Annotated in this window: 20 protein-coding genes; 10 read left to right on the top strand and 10 right to left on the bottom strand. The window is 71.3% G+C overall.

The window, feature by feature from the left end:
* Positions 1–40 precede the first annotated feature (40 nt).
* Both ACH427_RS23085 and ACH427_RS23080 read left to right on the top strand, forming a co-directional pair.
* Positions 41–1819: a peroxidase family protein gene (locus tag ACH427_RS23085; protein ID WP_398871982.1), complete on the top strand. Its 1779-nt coding sequence runs from the start codon at positions 41–43 to the stop codon at positions 1817–1819.
* Positions 1819–2106, top strand: coding sequence for a hypothetical protein (locus ACH427_RS23080; RefSeq protein ID WP_398871980.1), 288 nt, complete (start codon positions 1819–1821; stop codon positions 2104–2106). The genes ACH427_RS23085 and ACH427_RS23080 overlap by 1 nt, the downstream gene beginning before the upstream one ends.
* A gap of 79 nt (positions 2107–2185) precedes the next feature.
* On the opposite strand, the gene ACH427_RS23075 is transcribed toward ACH427_RS23080, so the two are convergent.
* A complete protein-coding gene (locus ACH427_RS23075; protein ID WP_398871978.1) occupies positions 2186–2470 on the bottom strand; it encodes a hypothetical protein in 285 nt (94 codons plus the stop codon).
* A 162-nt stretch (positions 2471–2632) separates the two neighbouring features.
* Here ACH427_RS23075 and ACH427_RS23070 point away from each other — a divergent pair, with 162 nt between their 5' ends.
* The 5 genes from ACH427_RS23070 (at position 2633) to ACH427_RS23050 (ending at position 7705) form a co-directional block, all read left to right on the top strand.
* Positions 2633–3310 (top strand): response regulator transcription factor, encoded by a 678-nt coding sequence (locus ACH427_RS23070; RefSeq protein WP_398871976.1) that lies wholly within the window; start codon positions 2633–2635, stop codon positions 3308–3310.
* Complete coding sequence (locus tag ACH427_RS23065) at positions 3303–4700, top strand: sensor histidine kinase (protein ID WP_398871974.1); 1398 nt, start codon at positions 3303–3305, stop codon at positions 4698–4700. The genes ACH427_RS23070 and ACH427_RS23065 overlap by 8 nt, the downstream gene beginning before the upstream one ends.
* A 162-nt stretch (positions 4701–4862) precedes the next feature.
* Entirely contained in the window at positions 4863–6179 is a 1317-nt protein-coding gene (locus ACH427_RS23060; RefSeq protein WP_398872053.1) for an FtsW/RodA/SpoVE family cell cycle protein, read from the top strand.
* A 116-nt stretch (positions 6180–6295) separates the two neighbouring features.
* Positions 6296–7486, top strand: coding sequence for a cytochrome P450 (locus tag ACH427_RS23055; RefSeq protein ID WP_398871972.1), 1191 nt, complete (start codon positions 6296–6298; stop codon positions 7484–7486).
* A gap of 3 nt (positions 7487–7489) precedes the next feature.
* Positions 7490–7705: a ferredoxin gene (locus tag ACH427_RS23050; RefSeq protein ID WP_398871970.1), complete on the top strand. Its 216-nt coding sequence runs from the start codon at positions 7490–7492 to the stop codon at positions 7703–7705.
* A 23-nt stretch (positions 7706–7728) separates the two neighbouring features.
* Here the strand turns inward: ACH427_RS23050 and ACH427_RS23045 are convergent, their stop codons facing one another.
* The gene (locus ACH427_RS23045) at positions 7729–8388 is read right to left on the bottom strand and encodes a MerR family transcriptional regulator (RefSeq protein WP_398871968.1); all 660 of its coding nucleotides are present in this window, start codon (positions 8386–8388) and stop codon (positions 7729–7731) included.
* A gap of 131 nt (positions 8389–8519) precedes the next feature.
* Between ACH427_RS23045 and ACH427_RS23040 the strand changes: the two genes are divergently transcribed.
* Positions 8520–9827, top strand: a complete 1308-nt coding sequence (locus ACH427_RS23040; RefSeq protein WP_398871966.1) for a YhgE/Pip domain-containing protein — start codon at positions 8520–8522, stop codon at positions 9825–9827.
* 144 nt (positions 9828–9971) lie between these two features.
* Here the strand turns inward: ACH427_RS23040 and ACH427_RS23035 are convergent, their stop codons facing one another.
* Positions 9972–10760, bottom strand: a complete 789-nt coding sequence (locus ACH427_RS23035) for an inositol monophosphatase family protein (protein ID WP_398871964.1) — start codon at positions 10758–10760, stop codon at positions 9972–9974.
* 264 nt (positions 10761–11024) lie between these two features.
* Here ACH427_RS23035 and ACH427_RS23030 point away from each other — a divergent pair, with 264 nt between their 5' ends.
* Positions 11025–12650: a carboxylesterase/lipase family protein gene (locus tag ACH427_RS23030; RefSeq protein ID WP_398871962.1), complete on the top strand. Its 1626-nt coding sequence runs from the start codon at positions 11025–11027 to the stop codon at positions 12648–12650.
* Between the two features lie 27 nt (positions 12651–12677).
* Positions 12678–14237, top strand: a complete 1560-nt coding sequence (locus tag ACH427_RS23025) for an ATP-dependent DNA ligase (RefSeq protein WP_398871960.1) — start codon at positions 12678–12680, stop codon at positions 14235–14237.
* A gap of 74 nt (positions 14238–14311) precedes the next feature.
* On the opposite strand, the gene ACH427_RS23020 is transcribed toward ACH427_RS23025, so the two are convergent.
* The 7 genes from ACH427_RS23020 to ACH427_RS22990 form a co-directional block, all read right to left on the bottom strand.
* A complete protein-coding gene (locus tag ACH427_RS23020; protein WP_398871958.1) occupies positions 14312–15295 on the bottom strand; it encodes a hypothetical protein in 984 nt (327 codons plus the stop codon).
* A gap of 153 nt (positions 15296–15448) precedes the next feature.
* Positions 15449–15721 (bottom strand): DNA-binding protein, encoded by a 273-nt coding sequence (locus tag ACH427_RS23015; protein ID WP_398871956.1) that lies wholly within the window; start codon positions 15719–15721, stop codon positions 15449–15451.
* Positions 15718–16302 (bottom strand): hypothetical protein, encoded by a 585-nt coding sequence (locus tag ACH427_RS23010; protein ID WP_398871954.1) that lies wholly within the window; start codon positions 16300–16302, stop codon positions 15718–15720. The genes ACH427_RS23015 and ACH427_RS23010 overlap by 4 nt, the downstream gene beginning before the upstream one ends.
* A 152-nt stretch (positions 16303–16454) precedes the next feature.
* Positions 16455–18428: a hypothetical protein gene (locus ACH427_RS23005; protein WP_398871952.1), complete on the bottom strand. Its 1974-nt coding sequence runs from the start codon at positions 18426–18428 to the stop codon at positions 16455–16457.
* A 61-nt stretch (positions 18429–18489) separates the two neighbouring features.
* Positions 18490–18804: a hypothetical protein gene (locus ACH427_RS23000; protein WP_398871950.1), complete on the bottom strand. Its 315-nt coding sequence runs from the start codon at positions 18802–18804 to the stop codon at positions 18490–18492.
* Between the two features lie 319 nt (positions 18805–19123).
* On the bottom strand, positions 19124–19999 hold the full coding sequence (locus ACH427_RS22995; RefSeq protein ID WP_398871948.1) for a hypothetical protein: 876 nt from the start codon (positions 19997–19999) through the stop codon (positions 19124–19126).
* Positions 19996–21984, bottom strand: a complete 1989-nt coding sequence (locus ACH427_RS22990; RefSeq protein ID WP_398871946.1) for a hypothetical protein — start codon at positions 21982–21984, stop codon at positions 19996–19998. The genes ACH427_RS22995 and ACH427_RS22990 overlap by 4 nt, the downstream gene beginning before the upstream one ends.
* Between the last annotated feature and the right edge of the window lie 31 nt (positions 21985–22015).

The raw sequence follows: 22015 nt of genomic DNA, 5'->3' as shown, positions 1-22015 counted from the left end.
ATTCCCCGCCCCCGGCCCCTTCTGATGGAGAGCTCTTTCGATGACGCCCGTCCCGCGCCCCCGCCGCGAGTGGCACTCCCTGCCGTTCCCGCTCGCGCTCCTGGAGATCAAGAGACAGCGGGAGCTGCTGCGCGCGCACAATCTCTACGACACCTACGGCGCGGGCGGCGAGCGGCCCCGCACGCCGAGCCCTGAGCTGCTGCCGTACCGCAGTTACGACGGTTCGGGCTATGACCCGGCCGACGTCGACATGGGCCGGGCGGGCACCCGCTTCGACCGCAACTGCCCGCTGCCGCAGACCTTCCCGGAGGACGAGGAGAAGGGGCTGTTCAGCCCCGGCCCGCGCGAGGTGAGCAGGCGGCTGCTGGCCCGCCGTTCGGGCTTCCGGCCGGCGCCCACGCTCAACATGCTGGCGGCGGCGTGGATCCAGTTCCAGAACCACGGCTGGTTCAGCCACGGCGACAACCGCGTGGACGAGCCGCTGGACGTCCCGCTCGCGGCGGACGACGACTGGCCGTCCTGCCCGATGCTCGTACGCCGTTCCCGTCCCGACCCGGTGCCGCACTCCGACCCGACGCGGCCGCCGACGTACGAGAACACCGTCAGCCACTGGTGGGACGGTTCGCAGATCTACGGTTCGAGCGAGGAGCGGTGCCGGGCCCTGCGGACCGGTGAGCGCGGCAAGCTGGCCGTGGTGGGCGGGCGGCTGCCCGACGAGGTGCGGCCGGGCCTGTCGGGCATCGACCTGACGGGTTTCAACGACAACTACTGGGTCGGGCTGTCGCTGCTGCACACGCTCTTCGCCAAGGAGCACAACGCGATCTGCGACCGGATCGCGGCCGCGCACCCCACCTGGGACGACGAGCGGCTCTTCCAGACGGCCCGGCTGGTCAACGCGGCGGTCATGGCGAAGATCCATACGGTGGAGTGGACCCCGGCGGTGATCGACCGGCCGGTGACCCGGGCGGCGATGCACATCAACTGGTACGGCGTGCTGCCCGCCCGGGTGCGCGGCCGCGTCAGGCGGTTCGGCAGGGGCGAGACGGTCTTCGGGATCCTGGGCTCGCCCACCGACCATCACACGGCCCCGTTCTCCATGACCGAGGAGTTCGTGACCTCGTACCGGCTGCATCCGCTGATCCGGGACGAGTACGCCATCCACTCGCACCGCACGGGCGCGCTGATCGAGCGCACGGACTTCGAGCCGCTCCAGGCGCTCGCGACGCGGAAGGCGGTGGACCGCTGGGGCTGGTCGGACCTGCTGTACTCCTTCGGCATCATGAACCCCGGCGACATCACCCTGCACAACCACCCGGACTGTCTGCGCGATCTCTCCCGGGTCTCCGGGGAGCGGGTCGACCTGGGCACGGTGGACATCCTGCGCGACCGCGAGCGCGGCGTGCCCCGCTACACCGCCTTCCGCGCGGCCCTGCACCGGCCGCCGGTGACCGACTTCGAGGAGCTGACCGGCGGGAACGTGGGGCTGGCGGCGGAGCTGCGCGAGGTCTACGACGGGCGGCTGGACCGCGTCGACACCATGGTCGGGATGTACGCCGAACCCCGGCCGCGCGGCTTCGCGTTCAGCGACACCGCGTTCCGGGTCTTCGTGCTGATGGCGTCCCGGCGGCTGAAGAGCGACCGCTTCTTCACCACGGACTACCGGCCGGAGGTCTACACCCCGGAGGGCCTGGAGTGGATCGACCGCACCGGGATGACCGACGTCCTGCTGCGCCACCACCCGGAACTGGCGCGCCCGTTGCACGGGGTGCGGAACGCGTTCGCGCCCTGGCGGATGCTGCGACCCGGAGGGATCAACTGATGGAGCGGAACGACTCGGCGGCGGCGCCCTGGTCGCGGCCCGTCCGCGCGGAGGCCACGCACCTGCTGGAGCAGGCGCGGCGGCTGCGCGCGGGCGCGCTGACGGTGTCCCTTCCCGACCCGGAGGGCGCGGCGCTGCGCAGGCAGATCCTCGGTCACGCGGTGCGCGCGGAGTCCGCGGCGCGGTCCCTGGAGCGGGCGGCGGACGCGCTGGCGGATCACGAGCGGGTGCTGTCCGCGCTGGAGCGCAGGCGCCGTGAGAACGGCGGGGCGACGCAGATCGAGTGACGCCCCGGGGCGTGGAACGCCGGACGGGCCGGATCTCTCCGGCCCGTCCGGCGTCAACGGGACCCGTGTCCCGGCCGTGTCACCCGGTCCGCGCGTACCAGCGGTCGCCGCGCGACTCCGCCAGCCCCTGGTCGGCGAAGCCGGTCACGTGTTTGAGGACCGTGCGCGCCTGATAGCCCACCGCCTCGGCCAGCTCCTCCAGGGACGCGCCCGCGGCGCCGTAGGTCCGCAGCCCCTCCCACGTACGGGCCATGTGCCTGCCGAGCTCGGGGACCACCACCGGGCGCGGCGGTGCCGTCGTGGCGCGGGGCCGCGGGGTGAGGTTGACCTTGCGATGCCGACGGCCTTTCTGGCGCTTGCTCATGGATGTACCACTGCTCCGTCCCGTAGAGGATCGTCTCCGTGACGACAACTCGGCGCGGCGGCGGGCGGTTACGGCCGTTCCACCGGGTGTGCGAGACATCACGCAGCGCGAGCGGTCCGACCACCCCCGGGGTGTGCCGGGACGGTATGTGACGCTTGGGGCGTGCGCATACTGATTGTCGAGGACGAGGTGGGGCTCGCCGATTCGCTCCGCCGGGGGCTGGCCGCGGAAGGTCACGTCGTGGACGCCGTCCACGACGGGCCGCGTGGCCTGGAGGCGGCGCTCGCCGGAGCGTACGACGTGATCGTGCTCGACGTGATGCTGCCGGGGCTGAACGGCTACGAGATCTGCGGCCGCCTGCGCAGGCTGGGCCAGTGGACACCGGTGCTGATGCTGACCGCCAAGGACGGGGAGTACGACGAGGCGGAGGGGCTCGACGCGGGGGCGGACGACTATCTGTCCAAGCCGTTCTCCTTCGTGGTGCTCAGCGCCCGGCTGCGCGCGCTCGGCCGCCGCGGGGGCGTGGAGCCGGTGCGCCTGCTGCGGGCCGGCGACCTTGTCCTGGACACGGCGGCGCGGGCCTGCCGGCGCGGGGAGCGGGAGATCGAGCTGACGGCGCGGGAGCAGTCCGTGCTGCGCTGCCTGATGCTGAGCGCCGGGCAGGTCGTGGCCAAGCGGGACATCCTCGACGAGGTCTGGGACTCCCCCGCCGACACCGACCCGAACATCGTCGAGGTGTACGTCTCCTCGCTGCGCAGGAAGATCGACGCTCCCTTCGGCCGCCGGGCGATCGTGACCGTGCACGGCGCGGGCTACCGGATCGCGCCCGACGGTGGCTGACGCCGGCCGCCGCTCCCGGCTGCTGCCCCGCACCGTCCGTGGCCGCGCCGCCGCCGCGGCCGCGCTGGCGATGGCGCTGGTCCTGGGGGTCGGCGGCAGCTGGCTCTACGCCGTGCTGCGCACCAATCTGCTGGACGACACCAACGGCCGCACCGAGCTCGCCGCCCGCGAGGTGGCCGCGCAGGCGGACGCGAGCAGGCTGCCCGCGCTGCTGGCGGCGCCCCGGGCGGGCGTCGACGTGGTCCTGGTCCTGGACGGGCGCGGCGAGGTGGTGGCCACGACCCGCCCGTCCGCGGGCCCGCTCGCGCGCGAGTTCCGGGCGCTGCGCCCGCCGCCGGGGCAGGACGTGGCGTCGCGTGTCCTGCCCGGTTCGCGGGCGATGGGCGGGGAGCGCGGTGACGTGGTGGTGGTGCGGGCCTCGTCGGGCGGACGGGAGCGCTACGTCTACGCGTTGACGGTCCTCAACGACGTGGACGGTGCCACGCACGCGATCGCCCTGGGCCTGCTCGCGGGTTCCCCGCCGCTGATCGCCCTGGCCGCGCTCATCGCGTGGGCGGTGACGGGGCTGGCGCTGCGGCCGGTGACGAGGATCCGTACGGAGCTGGCGGCGGTCACCCCGAGCGGGCTGGACCGGCGGGTGCCGGAGCCGGCGGCCGGCGACGAGGTGGCGCTGCTGGCCCGTACGGTCAACGCCACGCTGGACCGGCTGGAGCAGGCGGTGGGCCGGCAGCGGCAGTTCGTCGCCGACGCCTCGCACGAGCTGCGCAATCCCGTGGCGGCGGTGCGCTCGCAGTTGGAGGTGGCGCTGGCGGCCCCGGGTGGTCCGACACAGGAGTCGGTGCGGGCCGCGCTGGCGGAGACCGTGCGGCTGCAGCGGGTGGCCGCGGACCTGCTGCTCCTGGCGCGGCTGGACGCGCGGGTGCCCTCGGCCGGGGAGCCGGTGGACCTGGCCCTGCTGGCGGCCGAGGAGGCGGCGCGGCGGCCGTCCGGGCGGGTGCCGGTGGCGGTGCGGGCGGACGCTCCCGTGCCGATGCGCGGCCGCGCGGGGCAGTTGGAGCGGTTGCTGGCCAATCTCGTCGACAACGCGCTGCGGCACGCCGCGAGCGGGGTCACCGTGCGCGCGGCTCTCGCGCACGGCGGTGCGGTGGCCGTGCTGGAGGTGGCCGACGACGGTCCGGGCATCCCGGAGGACCGGCGGGAGCGGGTCTTCGAGCGCTTCGTGCGGCTGGACGCCGCGCGGGACCGGGAGAGCGGCGGCAGCGGGCTCGGGCTGGCCATCGCCCGCGAGATCGCGCACGCGCACGGCGGGACGCTGACGGCCGGTGAGCGGGCGGGCGGCGGCGCGCTGCTGGTGGCCCGCTTCCCGCTGGGCGGCTTGACCGATTCCTGAAGGTTCGCTCGGAACCTTCAGGTTTTCTTCAGCGCCCGCGGTCCAACATTGATCAGTGTGACCGTGGAATCCGTGCAACTCGAGGGCCAGGACGAACGGCCGGCGACGCCGGAGCGCCCGCTGGCGTCCCGGCGGCGCAACCGTGAGGCGCTGCTGCTCGGAATGGCCGTGCTCATCAGCTGCTTCGGCTATGTCTACGCCGGGCTGTCGGTCAACGGCTCCTTCCCGCGCGGCTTCCCGGGCTTCGCGGCGAGCATGGTGTGCCTGGCGGTGGTACCGCATCTGGCCGTGCGCCGGTGGGCGCCCTTCGCCGATCCGCTGATCCTGCCGGTGTCGGTGCTGCTGTCGGGGCTCGGGCTGGTGCTGCTCTTCCGGCTGGACTTCGCCTACAGCGCCCGCTTCAAGACGGCGGAGCCGACCGCGTCCGGACAGTTGCTGTGGACCGTGATCGGTGTGGCGGTGTGCGTGGGGGTGGTCCTGCTGCTGAAGGACCACCGGTGGCTCCAGCGCTACATCTATGTGCTGATGGCCGTCGCGCTGGTGCTGCTGATGGCGCCCGCGTTCTTCCCGGGCGACACCTATGGCGCGAAGCGGTGGATCTTCGTGGGGCCGCTGTCGTTCCAGCCGGGCGAGTTCGTCAAGACGATGATCGCGGTGTTCTTCGCCGGCTATCTGGTCATCCACCGGGACGCGCTGGCGCTCACCGGGCGGAAGGTGATGGGGGTGCGGCTGCCGCCGGGCCGGCAGCTCGGGCCGATCCTGGGCGTGTGGGTGCTGAGCCTGCTGGTGCTGGTCTTCGAGCGGGACCTGGGCACTTCGCTGATCTTCTTCGGGCTGTTCGTGGTGATGCTCTACACCGCGACCGAGCGCATCAGTTGGGTGCTGTTCGGGCTGGCGATGGCCGTGGTGGGGGCGACGGTGGTCGGTTCGACCGAGCCGCACGTCAAGGGCCGCATCGTCGCCTGGCTGCACCCCTTCGACATCTTCCTGCCCCTGGAGCGGCGGCCCAAGGGGCTGATCTCCAGTCAGCTCGCGGACGCGCTGTTCGGCTTCGGCAGCGGCGGGGTGACGGGCACGGGCCTGGGCCAGGGCCACCCGGAGCTGATCGGCTTCGCGGGGCGCAGCGACTTCATCCTCACCACGGTCGGGGAAGAGCTGGGGCTGGCCGGGACGATGGTGGTGCTGGTGCTGTACGGGCTGCTGGTGCAGCGCGGGCTGAGCGCGGCGCTGGCCTCGCGGGACCCGTTCGGCAAGCTGCTGGCGGTGGGGCTTTCGGCGGCCCTCGCCCTCCAGGTCTTCGTGGTGGCCGGGGGCGTCATGGGCCTCATCCCGCTGACCGGCAAGGCGCTTCCGTTCCTCGCCAAGGGCGGCTCGTCCCTGGTGGCGAACTGGCTGCTGGTGGCGGTGCTCCTCAGGATCAGTGACGCGGGCGGCCGGGCGCGCCAGGAGGCGGCGCCGGTGCCGCGGGCGCGCTCCTGAAACGGCGCGGAAGAGCGAGCGCTCAGCGGGGCCCCGACGCACCGTGGCCACTGCACGCAAAGGCATTTACCGTGAGGTTGGCAATGGCGCCACATCCCGTACGGGAAGGGGTACGCATGACCACCGCACATGTCGAGCCCGCCACCTATCCGTTCAACGAGGCTTCCGGTCTCGCCCTGTCCGAGCTGTACGAGCACGCGCGCGACGGTGAGGGGCTGCTGCGCGTGCGGATGGAGCACGGTGAGCCGGCCTGGCTCGTGACCCGTTACGCCGACGCCCGGCTCGTGCTCGGTGACCGGCGGTTCAGCCGGGCCGCGGCCGCGCACCACGACGAGCCACGCCGGACTCCGGGGCGGCGGGAGTCCGGGATCCTCAGCATGGATCCGCCGGACCACACCCGGCTGCGGACCCTGGTGTCGAAGGCGTTCACCGTGCACCGGGTCGAGAGGCTGCGGCCTGCCGTGCGTGAGCTGGCCGAGAGCCTGCTGGACCGGATGGTGGCGGCGGGGCCGCCCGCCGACCTGGTCGAGAGCTTCGCGCTGCCCCTGCCCGTCGGGGTGATCTGCCAACTGCTGGGCGTGCCGGCCGAGGACCAGGGGCGCTTCCGCGTCTGGAGCGACGCGGCGCTGTCGACGAGCGCGCTGAGCACGGAGGAGATGGCGGCGACCAGAGACGAGTTCCGCGCGTACATGGCGGAGCTGGTCGAGGCACACCGCGTACGGCCCGCGGACGATCTGATGACCGCGCTGATCGAGGCGCGGGACGTGGACGACCGGCTCACCGAGCTCGAACTGATCGATCTGATCGACGGTCTGCTCATCGCCGGTCACGAGACGACGGCGACCCAGATCCCCAACTTCCTGTGCACGCTGCTGGATCACCCGGGGCAGTTCGAGCGGCTGCGCGCGGAGCCGGAGCTCGTGCCCACGGCGGTCGAGGAGCTGATGCGCTTCGTGCCGCTGGGCGTGGGCGCGTCGTTCGCCCGCTATGCCACGGAGGACGTCGAGGTGGGCGGCACGCTGGTGCGCGAGGGCGAGCCGCTGCTGGTGGCGGTCGGCGCGGCCAACCGCGACGCTCTGCGCTTCACCACGCCCGAGTCCCTCAACCTCGGCCGCACGGGCAACCAGCACCTGGGCTTCGGGCACGGCGTGCACCACTGCCTGGGCGCCCCGCTGGCCCGGCTGGAGCTCCAGGAGGCGCTGCGGGCGCTGGTGTCGCGGGTGCCGGGCATCCGGGCGGCGGGCGACATCGAGTGGAAGACGGAGATGCTGGTCCGCGGGCCGCGCACGATGCCGGTGGGGTGGTGAGCGATGGTCTGGCAGGTGTCGGTGGACCGTGAGCGGTGCCTGGGCTCGGGCATCTGCGCGGCGCTCGTACCGGAGCTGTTCGAGATGTCCGAGGAGCGGTCGCGGGTGCGCCACGGTGAGACGGCGCCCGACGAGACGGTGCTGGACGCGGCGGAGTCCTGTCCCGCACTGGCGATCTCGGTGAGGGAGGGGGCGCGGACCTTGGGGCCGCGCCCTTAGCCACGGCCGGGGGCGGCGCCTCCCTACGAGGAGGCGTCCTCGAACGCCGTCCGGCGGCGGACCTGGTCCTCCTGGGCCAGACGGCGCAGCAGTTCGAGCATCGGGCCGGAGAGGGCCAGGACCACGACCGCCTGCTCGGCCAGGGTCGGGGAGTCCTCGAAGGCGGCCGCCCGCTCCAGGTCCAGCCGGGCGATGGAGCGGGCCAGTTCCGCGTAGGCGAGGAGGCGTTCGGGGCGGTAGTCCGCGTCGAGGCGCCGGAGCTCCCGGAGGACCGTGGTCAGGCCGCTGATGTGCGGCGAGGTGCCGGGGATGTGCCAGTCCATCGCCGTGATCAGACCGGAGACGTCCGCGGCCGCGGCGGCCTCGGCCGCCGCCGCCGCGGCCGCGCCCCCGGCCGGGGCCTGGGCGACGGGCACGGGCAGGGCGTAGCTGATCGCCTTGAGGGTGCCGTCGGCGCTGTCGGCCCGGTCGACCGCGGCCAGGACCTCGCGGGTGGCGGCGATGGAGAGGCCGCCCAGGGTGGTCAGGGCCTTGATCAGCCGCAGCCGCTGGACGTGCTCGTCCCCGTACTCGGCCAGCGTGGCGGCTGTCGCCCGGCCGGCCGGCAGCAGACCTTCCCGACGGAAGTATTTGATGCTGGCGACCGGCACGCCGGTCGTGCGGCTGAGCTCCGAGATCTTCATGCGGCTTCCTCGTCGGTGAAGTGGCCGGGCACCCCGCGGTCGCGATCAGACACCCCTATCCGATACTGTCACTATCCAGCACTGGATACCTCCAGTATCTAGTAACTCTGTGTGATCGAACCGGAGCGTTCATGTCTTCCCCTCCGCCCTCCTCCGCGCTCCGCAGTCCGCGGCTGTGGATCGGCTCGGGCCTCATCCTCGCGGTGATCGCCGCGCTGTTCTCCCTCCTCTATGTCGGCGGCAACGTCAGCCCCAAGAGTCACCTGCGCGACCTGCCCGTCGCCCTGGTGAACGAGGACAAGGGTGCCGACGTCGCCAAGGGCAAGCACCTCAACGCCGGTGACCAGGTCATCTCCGGGATCAAGAAGTCCGCGGAAGGCAACGACAGCTTCGACTGGCAGGTGCTCGGCAAGGCCGAGGCCGACAAGCGGCTCGGCCAGGGCAAGCTGTTCGGCGCGATCGTCGTGCCGGAGAACTTCACCGCCTCGCTGACCGGGCTGCTCAGCCCGCAGCAGACGAAGGCCGTCCGGCCGACGATCACGGTGCTGACCAACCAGTCGGCCGGCAGCTTCGGCTCCTCCATGGCCAGCACGGCGACGCAGAAGGCCACCCACGGCGCCTCCGCCCAGCTCGGCAAGGAGCTCCTCAAGCAGGCGAACGCCCAGGGCGGCAAGCTCGCCCCGGCCGCCCAGCTGATGCTCGCCGACCCGGTGAACGTCGAGGTCACCGACGGGCACCCGCTCGGCACCCACAGCGCCATGGGCCTGAGCGCCTTCTACTACGCCCTGGTCCTGGTCGTCTGCGGCATGCTCGGCGCCAACGCGCTCGTCTCGCAGGTCGACACCTTCCTCGGCTACGCGCACACCGACTTCGGCCCCATCCGCCAGCGCAACCCGCTGCGCCACACGAGCCGGGTGCGCACCCTGGCCATCGACTCCGTCCTCATGGTCGGCCTCTCCGTGCTGATGGGTTCCCTGGTGGAGCTCGCCACGGTCGGCATCCTCGGCATGGACGCCTCCCACCTCGGCCTGCTGTGGGTCTACTCCGTGGCCACCGTCGCCGTCGTCGGCATCGGCGCCCTGGCCCTGCTGCGCGCCTTCGGCCTCCCGGGCATGCTGCTCTCGACGATCGTCTTCGTCGCGATGGCCGTCCCGTCCTCGGGTGCGACGGTGCCGCTGCAGGCGCTGCCCGACTTCTTCCGGCTGCTCTCGGAGTTCGAGCCGCTGCGCCAGATCACCGGCGGCCTGCGCTCGATCCTCTACTACGACGCCCAGGCCGACGCCGGCCTGACGCGCGCGTGGGTCTCCATGGGCATCGCCCTCGTCGTCGCCGCGCTCTTCGGCTTCGGCGTGACGCGCTTCTACGACCGCAAGGGTCTGCACCGGGAGCCGCCGTCCGCGAAGTCCGTCGATGTGGAGCCGGAGCCCGCGAAGGTCTGACCGCTTCCCCCGCGAAAACGGAACGTGCCCACCCCCCTTCAGCGGGGGTGGGCACGTTCCGTTTTCGCGCGACGGAGCCGCCGCGATGCGACGGCCCGGCGGCGGACCCGAGCGGCCCGGCGCGATCGCGGCACACTCCGCCCCTCAGGCACCGCCACCGGCGGCCTGCCCGTACGTGCCCGGGTCCCACGGCCCGTCGCTCAGCGGAAGGCCCAGTTCAGCAGCGGCGCGCACGAGCGGTTCCGGCCCGGTGACCAGCCCGGCCTGCCCCGCGGCGCGCACCACTCTGCGGCAGACCGCCCCGCTCTCCTCCAGCAACGGCACAAGTCCGGCGTGATCCCAGAGGCTGCCCCACGGGTCAAGGTTCAGGTCAACCGTCCCGGAGGCCACGGCCAGCATTCCCCGGAATCCGCCATGCAGGCTCTCATGAGAAGCGCTCCCGGCGATCTTCCCGAGCACGCCGTCCAGCCCGATCTCCCGCCAGCGCCGCAGCGATGCGTACGTGACGGTGGCGTCCGCCAACCGGCCGGTCCCCGAACAGCGCAGACGTTCTCCGTCCGGCCCCCACGCGCCCTGCCCCGCCACCGCCCGCCATACCGCGCCGTCGTGCGGGGTCACGACGACACCGACCACGGGACGCGAGGCGTCGAGCAGCCCGACGATGACCGCGTACTCACTTGAACTCCGCAGGTAGCAAGCGGTGTTGTCCAAGGGGTCCACGACCCAGCAGCGCGGCCCGTTCCCGACCGGCCCGGATTCCTCCCCCAGGAACCGGTCCGCGGCGAACTCTTCCAGGATGACCGACCGGATCGCGCGTTCGGAGGCAACGTCGGCCTCGCTGACGGGAGAACCGTCCGCCTTGTACCGGACCTGCGCGTCAGCGCGATGACGGCGCAGGACATCCGCCGCGGCCTCGGCCGCGGCAACGGCCACTTGAAGCGACTTCTCCCCATTCATTTCGCCCAGCCCTTCGCGGCAGCCGACAGCCGACAGCGCCGACCAGCCTACGGACGCGTGGCACCGGCAGCGGCGCGGCCGACGACCGCCGCGGGACCGCCTGCGCTCGTATCGGGCCCCTTATCCTCACCGGCGCCGGGACGAGGGACAAGCAGAACAGGTGTACATGGGACCTTCTGGGTACATTCCGGGCGCCCGGGCCAACCCCCTGCGCCCGGTCCCAGCGAAAGGGCACCCTGAATGCCGGAATTCCCCTTCCACCGACTCCGAAGCACCCTGCTCGGCACCGTACTTCTGGCCATGCTCAGCGCCCTCGTCGTGACCGTACCCGGACAGGCGAAAGCACCGGAGAGACCCGTCGTCGCCACCGACCACGGGCAGGTCCGCGGCGTGGCGCACGGCACGTACGACACCTTCGACGGCATCCCCTTCGCCGCTCCCCCCACCGGCGCGCGGCGCTGGCAACTGCCCGCCGCGGCGGCGAAGTGGAAGGGCGTACGCGACGCGGGCGCGCCCCGCTCGCGCTGCGCGCAGCTGTCGCCGGACGAGCCCGGCAAGGTGCTCGGCTCGGAGGACTGCCTCTATCTGAACGTCACCGCGCCCAAGGGCCGCGCGGCGGGCCGGGGCCGGCCCGTCATGGTCTGGGTGCACGGCGGCGGCTTCACCTCGGGCGGCGGCAGCGACTACGCCGCGCAGCGGCCCGCGGTACGCGGCGACGCCGTGGTGGTGACCGTCAACTACCGGCTGAGCGTGTTCGGTTTCTTCGGCCACCCGGCACTGGGCGGCGCGCCCGACTACGGCCTCGCCGACCAACAGGCCGCCCTGCGCTGGGTGCGGGCCAACGCGGCCCGCTTCGGCGGCGACCCGCGCGACGTCACCCTCTTCGGGGAGTCGGCGGGCGCGCTCAGCACCTGCGCCCACCTGATCTCACCCACGTCGGCGGGACTCTTCCACAAGGCCGTGATCCAGAGCGGCTCGTGCATGACCTCGATGCCCGCCGGAGCCACCGCACCCGGCAGCCCCGCCTACAGCCCGTGGGCGCCGCAGAGCCGGGTGCAGGACGCGGGCGCCACGGCCGCCCGCTCGCTCGGCTGTCTGGTGCCCGGAGCCGAGGCGCTGCGCTGTCTGCGCGCGCTGCCGGCGGCGAAGCTGGTGACCCCGGAGCTGACGCAGAAGTTCTCGTTCGTCTCCTACGGGAACGCGCTGCTGCCCGAACGGCCCGAACGGGCGCTGGAGAGCGGCCGCTTCCACCGGGTGCCGGTCGTCCAGGGCAGCAACCACGACGAGATGCGCCTCTTCGTCGCCCTGTCGCTGGCCGACCACCCCATCCCGGACGCGAACGTCTACCGGGCCCGGCTGCAGGGCTCCTTCGGCAACGCGGCGGCGGCAGTCGAGGAGCTCTACCCGGCGGCGAAGTACCCCTCGCCCGCGCTCGCCTGGTCCGCGGCGCTCACCGACCGCGCGTGGACGTGCACGACCCTGCGGGCCGACCGGGCGCTGGCCGCGCGCGTACCCACGTACGGCTACGAGTTCAGCGACCCGAACCCGCCGGTGATCCCTGGGTTCCCGAAGGTGAAGGACTTCCCGTACGCGGCCGCGCACGCCTTCGAGCTGCCGTACCTCTTCGACATCCCGGTCGAGCCGGCCTTCACGGCGGCGCAGCTGGAGCTGTCGGAGCGGATGGTCGGCTACTGGGCCCGCTTCGCGCACACGTCCCGCCCGGACCTCCCGGGCGCGCCGCGGTGGCCGGCCTTCCGGAACGACGCGCCGCTGGTGCTGAGCCTGGCTCCGGGTGCCGACGGGATCCGGGTGGTGGACGCGGGCGCCGAGCACCACTGCGCCTTCTGGGACGCGCACCAGGCGTGATCCCCCGCCGCGGGGCACGATGAGGGCATGCTCCTGGCCGAGATCGCCCGTGTGTCCGCGGCCGTCGCCGCGACGAGCTCGCGGTCGGAGAAGACCGGCCTGCTGGCCGGTCTCTTCCGGACGGCCGGACCCGAGGAGGCGCCGGTCGCCCTGACCTATCTGGCGGGGCGGCTGCCGCAGGGCAGGGTCGGGATCGGCTGGAGCGTGCTGCGCGACGCGCCGCCGCCCGCCGCGGCGCCTTCCTTGACCGTCCGGGACGTGGACCGGGCGGTCGAGGCGTTCGCGGCGGTGGCGGGCAAGGGCGCGAAGGCCGAGCGGAAGCGGCTCGTCGACGCGCTGATGGGCGCGGCCACGGCGGAGGAGCAGCGGTTCCTGCGCGGGTTGCTCGGCGGTGAGCTGCGGCAGGGCGCGCTGGACGCGCTCGCCGTCGAGGGGCTCGCGGCCGCCGCGGGTGCGCCGCCCGAGAACGTACGCCGGGCGGTGATGCTCGGCGGCGGCTCCCCGGCGGCCGTGGCCCGGGAGCTGCTGGCCCGCGGCCCGGCGGCGCTGGCCGACTTCCGCCTGGAGGTGGGGCGGCCGGTGCAGCCGATGCTGGCGCAGACGGCCAAGGACGTCGACGAGGCCCTGGACCGGCTCGGGCCGTGCGCGGTGGAGGAGAAGCTGGACGGCATCCGGGTGCAGGTGCACCGGGACGGCGACGGCGTACGGATCTTCACCCGCGCCCTGGAGGAGATCACCGAGCGGCTGCCGGAGCTGGCCCGGGTGGCGCGGGAGCTGCCGGCCGGGCGGGCCGTGCTCGACGGCGAGATCATCGCCCTGGACGACGCGGGACGGCCGCGCCCCTTCCAGGAGATCGCGGGCCGGGTCGGCTCCCGGCTGGACGTGGCGGGCGCGGCGCTCACCGTCCCCCTCTCCCCCGTCTTCTTCGACCTGCTGGCCGTGGACGGCCGCGACCTGCTGGCCCTGCCGGTCTCCGAGCGCCACGCGGAGCTGGCCAGGGTGGTGCCGGAGCCGTTGCGCGTACGGCGGCTGGTCGTCGCGGACCCTTCCGACGACGGTGCGCGGGCGGCGGCCCGGGACTTCGCGGCGGCGGTCCTGCGGCGCGGCCACGAGGGCGTGGTGGTCAAGGCGCTCGGCGCCCCGTACAGCGCGGGCCGCCGCGGCGCCTCCTGGCTGAAGGTGAAGCCCGTCCACACACTCGACCTGGTGGTCCTGGCCGCCGAGTGGGGCCACGGCCGCCGCACCGGCAAGCTCTCCAACCTCCACCTGGGCGCCCGGCTGCCGGACGGCTCGTTCGCGATGCTCGGCAAGACCTTCAAGGGCCTCACCGACGCCCTCCTGACCTGGCAGACCGAGCGCCTGCGCGAGCTGGCGGTCAGCGACGACGGCTTCGTGGTCCGCGTCCGCCCGGAGCTGGTCGTGGAGATCGCCTACGACGGCATCCAGCGCTCGCCCCGCTACCCGGCGGGCATCACCCTGCGTTTCGCCCGCGTGGTGCGCTACCGCGAGGACAAGAGGGCGTGGGAGGCGGACACGGTGGAGGGGGTGCGGGCGGCGCACGCGGTGGTCGAGTCCCCTGAGCCTTGACCTCACTTGCCCGCCCCAAAGGAGAGAGTGCCGGAGCCCACGGCCCCGGCACTCCCCGAAAGCTTGCGCCTTCCCTAACCCTGCTTCAGCTCCCGAGCCGTGTTCTCCCACTCCTCGAACACCGCCACGCTCCCGAAGATGGTCTGGATGGATGCGCCGATCTTCCGGCTCGGCTTCCGCAGCCGCCGACTGGTCATGCTGAGCATCTCGATCACAGGCCCGATCTCTTCCGCACCCGTCGCGGCGCCCCGGATATCCTGGGACGTCTCGATCACCTGGTCGAGCAACTCGTTCACTTCCTCCGGCAACTCGCTCCGCGGCGTCTTGCGTGCCCACTGGAAGAACACGCTGAGGGCGTCGAAAACGGCGTTCATCCGCTCGGCGAAGCGTCGGGCTGCCGCTTCCAGATCGTCGGACGGTCCTTCGATGGCCTTGGCGAAGCGATTCATAGCCGCCAGTTGGGCACTCATAGGAACCCCCGGCAAGGTCGCCCGGAGCATGTCCTCGCCCATCAGCTCGGCCATGGCCCCGAGGTCCTGGAACGCCGATTCCACTTCCGCCAAGTCAACCGGGATCGCCTCCATCTCCGTCACGGCGGAGACCATCAGCTCGAACAGTCCAGGGGCATCTTGCTCCGTGGCGACCACGTCCGCGCTTTCGGCAGTTGGAGAAGGCGCGGACAGCAGGACGCGTGCGGGCAGCATGAGGGGACCCGCTCCGGCGAGCCCTTCGGCGAGTGCTGCCGCCAGCCCCTGCCGTGCTTCGACCGATCCGAGAGGAAGAGCCGGGAACTCGATGGTCGGGAGTGCTCCCGCGCCGAAGGGCACGGTGCCGGTCTCGCCGAGGTGCACGGCGTACCGGCCGATCGCGTGCCGGATGCCGAGCCCGTAGACGGTCTCAGGGCTGCCCCCGGTGAGGTCGGCGACGACGATGTCCTCTTCGATGAGGTGGCGGATCAACCGCTCGGACAGCAGACCGGCGCCTGCGACGTCGTCGGCCCGGATCAGGGTCAGGCCGAACTGCTCGCAGACGGGCCGCACGACGTCCTCGTAGAACATTGCGGACCGTTGCCGGATTTCATGGGCTGTTCCGTCGGCGGGCGTACGGGCGTTGCCCAGCGGCCCGATCGCAAAGCATGTGGGCATGTCAGATCTCCTTCGGAAAGACTTGGCTTGCCGAGATGTTCATGTCCGGCCAGAACCGGAGCGGCATCAGTCGAAAAGCGTCAACGCCACGCCGTCAGCAAGGTCGTCGGCATAGACGGGCCGCTCCTCGATGCCCAGTGCGCGCATGAGGTTCACGGTGAGAACCCGATGGCGGTGACCGACACGAACGGTCTCGCACGGAAATTTGCCGAGGCCGACCAGTCGGTAAGCAGTGCCCAGGCACATGCCGAACGCCCTGGCGGCGGTCCTCAGATCCACACTGACCGGAAGGTCGAAGATCTCCCGAAAAGTCAGGGGAGTCACGTCACACTCCCTCATCCGCGCCTCCTCGCGGTCCGCAGCGAAAGCGCTCCGACTCGGCGTCCCCTCCGGAGCTGGTGTGTGTCGGCGACGGTGTCGGTCAGTCCCCATTCCTGCGCCAGAGCGCCGATGCGCACGCCTTCGGCCCGGTCCGCCGGAACGGTGATCCGCAGGGCTGCGGCGAGGCCGTCATGCCTGTCGGGACCGTCGAACACCATCTGCCAGGTGCCGTCCGGCTCGTATCGCGTCCCGGCGACGGCGTCCACGTCCTCCACGGCCACCTCGACACGGGCACGGCGTGCGGCGTTCCACGCCTTCGTGCACGCGGAGCGCAGCAGCGCAGACCCTGGGTCCGCAGTATCCGGTCCGATCACCTGCAGTGTTTCGAGGTAGGCCGTGACCAGTTCCGCTTCGGCGTCCTCGCGATCCACCCCGAGCCGGTCCGCGATCCTGAACGAGGTACGCCGCAACCCGGGAAGGGCCAGCCACACCGCGCTCAGCCGCCAGCCGCGCGGAGCCGGGTCGCTCTGCGCCAGAGCGACCACCTGGCGCCACAATCCCGTCCGCACGGCAGAGTCCGCCGCGCGGTCGTACAGCATTGGGCGCACCTCTGCCAGTGAGAGCGAGGGGCCCCTCCTCTCCGGTCCGCCGTCGAGCCGCAGGTCGGATACCGGATCTGTACCCGTGAAATTCCGCTCGATGGAGTCGAAGAGCCTGGGCCGAGAAGGTAATGCCATCGTCATCCTCCTGATCACTCGCTCTCCCGAGCCGGGCTCTTGCCGCGCCACTCGGTCAGGGATCGCTCCGCGAGCTGCCGACCGGGCATGGCGTCTCCGCCGCGTTCGATGGACAGGAGCAGGCGCAGAAATCCCGGTTGGCGAGCGTCGACAAGCCGGGCGAACAGTTCCTCCACCGCCCCATCCGGCTGCGGTGCGTCTTCCGTCTCCCGGCACCAGACCAGCAGCGTGTCCCGCATCGAGTGGTACGTCGTCGCCTCGTTGAGCGCATGCCAGACGAGTTCCGCGACGCGCGTGGCCGCTTCCCCGCCGAGGAGCAATTGACCGCCGAACCACGACCAGTCGCGTTCGACGAGCAAAGGAAAGGCAATGGCTGCCAACAGGTCCGCGACATCCTCGTTCTGCGTCCAGGCCGCCAGGTGGCGCACGATCGTCTCCTTGACCGTGGGATCCCCCGCCTCGAACCGCTGCACCAGGACTTCCGAGACGCTCAAGGTCACTGCCATGTCATCGGCGTCGTCGCCCGGCTTGTCCACAAGACTGCGCAGCAAGGCCAATGCCTGCTCGGCCCCGAGGTCGCCCGTGCCCGAACGGCAAGCGTGAACAACAGTGGCGCGTAGCGCTACTTCAGGCGCGTTGCTCCACTCCTGGAGCAACGCGTACGCCTTGTCGGCGACTGTGGCATCGAGTACCGCTGCGCCGAGAGCCCGGGCCGCGACGTCGACGCCCGGCTGCCGGGAGGACAGGGCGAGTTCCCGGATCAGACCGAAGGTCTGCCCCCGGGTCCGTACGGCCATCTCCGTCACGGCACGCCCGGCACATTCGAGCCCCTCTTCGTCGTGCCCCGTCTTCCCCAACCAGTCGTGCAGCAGAGGCAGCAAGCCGGTGTGTTCACGGCACACGAGATCCCAGACGGCCTCGCGCAGCGCCGGCCACAAGAAAGTGACGGTCTCCCCCGGGCTGCCACCCCCACGGGCTTCGCAACGTGCCCCGGCGCTACGCAGGATGTCCCGCAGCGACCGCTGCCGGGCAAGGCCGTGCCCTCGCTTGCCGGCCGGGTCCGGGAGGTTGTCGGGTTCCGGTGACAGCTGGTTTCCTGCTAGCGCGAGAAGATCCGCGGCCCGCTCGACGATGGTGGCCCGGTCCAGACCTCCGTAGACGCAGACCGACAACAAGTGGGCCAAGACTTCCGGATCTCCCTCCGCCCGAGCCAGGACTTCTGGTGCTTCCGTCGAGGCCAGGCGGGACAACACCTCGGAATGATCGACTGCACCTCCGACCCCCAGGCAGGCCACCGTCCGTGCCGCCTGTGCCGCACATCCGGGTGGCAGTTCGGGGGGCAGGATTTCGGAGAGGAATTCCGGCCCCAGCGGCTCCAGCAACCGGGCTCGAACTTCCATATCGGGACAGATATCCGCGAAGTGAGCGGAGAAGACGTCGCCCGGATCAGGCGGCTCGTGGTGTACCACCTGGGCCCCGAAGTCCCGCTCCAGCGCCCTGACAAGGCCCGGCGATTCCGGCAACACGATGATCAGCCGTGCCCCCGCTGTTGCCAGGAGCCCTTCCAGGTGGGAGAAGTCCCAGGGCTTGAGCGCGAAGGGGTCGCCGGGCTCCATGACCAGGTAGCCGTGCACCCCTTGGGACCGGGGACGCCAGCGGGCCAGATCCACCGCTCCGTCCACCTGGACGAGCGCAGGATCGTCGAACCCATGGGCCAGCAGATTGAGCGCCAGCGTGAATCGCCCGGTACCCGGCATTCCGACGAGCAACAGGATGCCTGAGCCGAGTGCGGCGAGCCCCTCCTCGAACGCAGCGGGGGCGATGAAACGGCGTCGGGCGTCTTGGAGTTCCTTGGCTCGCACAGGCCCCTGGCGCATCCGGGTCGGTGGCCCGTCCCCGGCAGTTGAGGATGCGTACTGCGCATTACGCTGATCACCATGCACCACACCAGTGTTGAGCGTGCTGTGCGGGCCGGCCAGCACCAGCATCCGCTGGTCTCTGATCAGTTCGGGGAGAAGTGAGGCCAGGGGGTCGTCGGCAGAACCTGTTTCAGATCCCATCGTCCGCTCCCCGGACATAATCACCAGCAACCTTGACGTCGGTCACATGCTGTCCGCCGTGGACGCAACCGGTGTTGATGATGCCCCGGTCAGCACTCAGCGCCATGGTGCGCGAGGCCCCGGACGTCGTCTGCCCATCAGCAGGGGCCTCGGTACGCTGCGGGGGTCCGAGCAGTTCGCTCAGTCGGCCGAGGACCTCCGAGCCGGGGGCGCACTCCGCCCGGCGCAACATCTCAAGGAGCGCTTCTCCTCCGTGGTGCTCCCCCGCCGACTCGTCGGCCCGGCCGGGCAACGGGTGAGTCATGTCGCGGTCCAGGGGAACGACGGTCGGTCGCCCACGGCGGGTGTCCCCTGCGTGTTCCACCGCGGTCTTGTCGTGTTCTCGCATGGCTTCCTCCGGGAGAGGGCCGGTCGGGCCACATGAACCGCCCGGCACATTTCCTTGGTGATCCGAGACTCCCGCTCTGCCGGGGTCATCACCGCTCCCGCAGTGCACAAAAAAGGTGACCTCGGCCACCGAAGACGCAATCGAAAAAGGAACGGGCGACCGAACATGTGTCGGTCGCCCGTTCCTCTCATGGAAAAGGCTGGATTCACCAGCCTGTGGAACGTCACATCCCTCTTCAGACGCCGGGAACCCGGCGTCCCAGCGAGGCGATACGGTCACGCAAGAGTTCTGAGATCTCCTTTCGTTCCTGTTCAGTCAGCGTGCCGAGCAACGAAGCCATTTCCTCCTGCCAGTCGGCCCCCGGCGCCAGCAGGCTCTGGTGCCCCACGGCCCAGTCCAACACCTGGCTGACCTGGTCCGGGTGCCTGAGCAGCCAAAGTGCCGCCAGAGAGACCGGACCGTTGTGCAGTGCCTGGAGACAGAACTCGTACTCACCACGGCGGTTGGCCGTCCATGAATACCGGACGGCGTCACCTTCCGCCTGGCCGAGATGGAGCTCTTCGCCGGTCTCCCGGAGGCGTACGTCGAAGACCTGATAGCTCAGACCCGCCTCTGCCAGCCCTTGTCGCGTGCCCAGGTGTTGCATCACCTCCGGCGCCCCGAGGCCGCTGCCCGCGACGGCCTGCGCCTCCACGAGGTGACGCAGCGCCCGTGTGAGGTGAGTGCGGACCGCTTCCCATCCGTAGACGATCCGGGAGCGCACGACCCGCACCGGATCATGCACCCACCAGGACACCCACAAGTCCACCGATTCCGCGCCGTATACCGTGGGGAGTGCCACTGCCTGAGTGCCCATGCGCTCCGTCAGGTCCACGTGGAAGGCATCCACGTAGGTACCGCGGAGCCCAGGTGCACCCGCCTCGTCGGAAATCGGTACATCCGCCCCCGGCTCGCCCTGATCTCCCCGCCGGCCCAGGACGAAGTACCTGCCTTCGGTGTCCTTCAGCACCAGAGCCCGCTCCCTGGTGGCCGACCAGCGGTGGCTCAGAATTTCGCGCCAAGGAGCTCTCGTAGCGCGAACGAAGAGACGCTCATCCAGATCGTCGCTCATGCCGCCCCTCTCTCCGTCCCCGATTCGTAGAACACCCCGTCATGAGCGGAGCGATGCCCTGCCGCCCCGTTGCGCCATCCGCGCAGTGCCTGACGGGCGATGTCACGGCCCGCCAGCCCTTCCGTATCGCTCCGGTCCACTTCGACGAAGAGTCTCAGCGCACCGTGCTCCATGGGGCTGGCCAGCGCGGCGAACAGATCCTCCACCGCCCGTGCCAGGCCCTCATCCCACCGCCCGCCGTCGCACCACCGGAGCAGAGCCCAGCACGTCGCGTCGAAAGTGACATCGGAGTTCAGGGCTGTGCGAATCATGTCGATGATCTGCCGACCGCATTCGGTCCGGCCCGCGAGTTCCTGCTGGAACCACCGTGGGTCCTGGAGGAGCTGGGGGAAAAGCACCAGCAGCGACTCGGCACCCTGCCGCTCATCAGCCAGCCACTCGACCAGTTGCTCGAACACCAGTCGCTCGTTGCCTGCCTGGAACAGTCGAGATATCGCGGCCCGTACCGCGAAGCGGACAGCGGAACCCCTGGCTTCCTTATCGACCCCGGCGACGAGTGTGCGCAGCAGGCTCAGAGCGAAATCCGGTCGGGACAGACCGAAATCCGCACCGCAGGCCAGCGCCACCGTGGCCCGGAGGTTCGAGTCCCGTGCCCTGCTCCAACCGCTGAGCCGATAGCGCACCTCGGCCACCAGCACGGGATCCTCCGCGGCGATGCCCAGCGCATGGGCAGCGATGAGGTGGCTGGTGGTGCGTTCCGATTCGGCCAGGGCCTTGATGTGCCGCAGCGCCCTGCGCCCTCCGCCCCAGGCGGTGGCCATGCCCATCACCCGGCCTACCGGCTGGGTCAGCTCGCTGTTCCGGTCGACTTCGCGCAGCCAGCTCACGAGCAGTTCGGACAGCTGGCCGTACTCCCGCCACACGTGCCTGAGCACCGCCTCGGCCTGCCGGTGCCTGACAAAGGTGACCGGCTCCACCACGTGGGCGTAGGCCCCTTCCGCACGGATCTTCCGTGGCTCCCGTTGGGCTCTCACAGCATGCAGCAACTCCTGCAGGGGGCGGCGGAAGACGAAGTCGGGGTTGGGCCGTGGCTCTCGCCCAACGTTCTCCCCGCCCGTCGGCGCCACAACCGACGCGAGTCGCCCCGCCGCCAACTCCAGCAACCTGTCCGACTCTTCGCGGACGATCCTGTGGTCCAGCCCCTCGAATACGCAGGCGGCCAGGAGGAAGGCCAGGGCGTCCGGGTCGTCCCGCAACCTTCCGATGAGCTCCGGCACTTCCTCCTCGGCCCGATAGCTGAGCCGGTCCTGAATGCTTCCCAGCACATCGGGGTTGCCGTCGGCCGACACCACAGCCGACACCAGCTCGGCCACCTCCGCAGGTACCAGCCCCGGAGCCAGCAGTTCTTGCAGGAGCCCGGATTCCAGTGCGCCCAGCAGTCGGGAGCGCTCGGAACCGTCGGGTACCAGGGCCTCGAAGCGCTTATCGAAAACCCGACGGGGGGAGGGCGGTTCACAGCGGACGAGCCGCACGTGGAGGTCGTGTTCGAGTCCGCGCAGGAGATGAGGGTCGTCCGGCAGGACGATCACCATGCACGCTCCGGCCTTGTCCAGGAGGGATCGGAGGTTGCCGAGCATGCCCGGCTTCAGCGGATGGGACGGGAAGAGGCCGTCCATGAGGTAGCCGCGGGCGTCGGGGTGCGTGGGCCGCCATCTGTCCAGCTCCGTCACGCTGTCCAGGGCCCGTAACGACGTCGTGCCCCCGCAGCACCGCCGCAGCAAGTTGAGCGCCAGCGTGCGGCGGCCCGAGCCCGGAGTGCCCGTCAGAAAGAGCAGGCCCTTCTTCAGCTCGTCGTAGGCAACCGGGAAGCAGTCCGGTTCCACGAACCCGAAGGCCGCGTCCTCCACCTCGGTTCGCGGGATCGGGCCTTCATGGACTCTGGTCGTACGGCCCTTCGCCTGCTCCCCGTCCGAGCCGTTCCTCACACGCTGATCTCCGTGGACGGATCCGGCATTG

This window comes from Streptomyces sp. NPDC020379 (genome assembly GCF_044387105.1).
In the GTDB taxonomy this organism is placed as follows: Bacteria; Actinomycetota; Actinomycetes; order Streptomycetales; family Streptomycetaceae; genus Streptomyces.
Note: the sequence above shows the minus strand (reverse complement) of the source record. Positions and strands in the feature narration are given on the sequence as shown.

Excerpts from the sequence above, each read along its gene's own strand:
- ACH427_RS23000 (WP_398871950.1), bottom strand. The coding sequence starts at position 18,804 with ATGACTCACCCGTTGCCCGGCCGGGCCGACGAGTCGGCGGGGGAGCAC.
- ACH427_RS23055 (WP_398871972.1), top strand. The coding sequence starts at position 6,296 with ATGACCACCGCACATGTCGAGCCCGCCACCTATCCGTTCAACGAGGCT.
- ACH427_RS23030 (WP_398871962.1), top strand. The coding sequence starts at position 11,025 with ATGCCGGAATTCCCCTTCCACCGACTCCGAAGCACCCTGCTCGGCACC.
- ACH427_RS23080 (WP_398871980.1), top strand. The coding sequence starts at position 1,819 with ATGGAGCGGAACGACTCGGCGGCGGCGCCCTGGTCGCGGCCCGTCCGC.
- ACH427_RS23045 (WP_398871968.1), bottom strand. The coding sequence starts at position 8,388 with ATGAAGATCTCGGAGCTCAGCCGCACGACCGGCGTGCCGGTCGCCAGC.
- ACH427_RS23060 (WP_398872053.1), top strand. The coding sequence starts at position 4,863 with ATGGCCGTGCTCATCAGCTGCTTCGGCTATGTCTACGCCGGGCTGTCG.
- ACH427_RS23085 (WP_398871982.1), top strand. The coding sequence starts at position 41 with ATGACGCCCGTCCCGCGCCCCCGCCGCGAGTGGCACTCCCTGCCGTTC.
- ACH427_RS22995 (WP_398871948.1), bottom strand. The coding sequence starts at position 19,999 with ATGAGCGACGATCTGGATGAGCGTCTCTTCGTTCGCGCTACGAGAGCT.
- ACH427_RS23020 (WP_398871958.1), bottom strand. The coding sequence starts at position 15,295 with ATGTTCTACGAGGACGTCGTGCGGCCCGTCTGCGAGCAGTTCGGCCTG.
- ACH427_RS23015 (WP_398871956.1), bottom strand. The coding sequence starts at position 15,721 with ATGAGGGAGTGTGACGTGACTCCCCTGACTTTTCGGGAGATCTTCGAC.
- ACH427_RS23040 (WP_398871966.1), top strand. The coding sequence starts at position 8,520 with ATGTCTTCCCCTCCGCCCTCCTCCGCGCTCCGCAGTCCGCGGCTGTGG.
- ACH427_RS23050 (WP_398871970.1), top strand. The coding sequence starts at position 7,490 with ATGGTCTGGCAGGTGTCGGTGGACCGTGAGCGGTGCCTGGGCTCGGGC.
- ACH427_RS23025 (WP_398871960.1), top strand. The coding sequence starts at position 12,678 with ATGCTCCTGGCCGAGATCGCCCGTGTGTCCGCGGCCGTCGCCGCGACG.
- ACH427_RS23075 (WP_398871978.1), bottom strand. The coding sequence starts at position 2,470 with ATGAGCAAGCGCCAGAAAGGCCGTCGGCATCGCAAGGTCAACCTCACC.
- ACH427_RS23010 (WP_398871954.1), bottom strand. The coding sequence starts at position 16,302 with ATGCTGTACGACCGCGCGGCGGACTCTGCCGTGCGGACGGGATTGTGG.
- ACH427_RS23005 (WP_398871952.1), bottom strand. The coding sequence starts at position 18,428 with ATGCTGGTGCTGGCCGGCCCGCACAGCACGCTCAACACTGGTGTGGTG.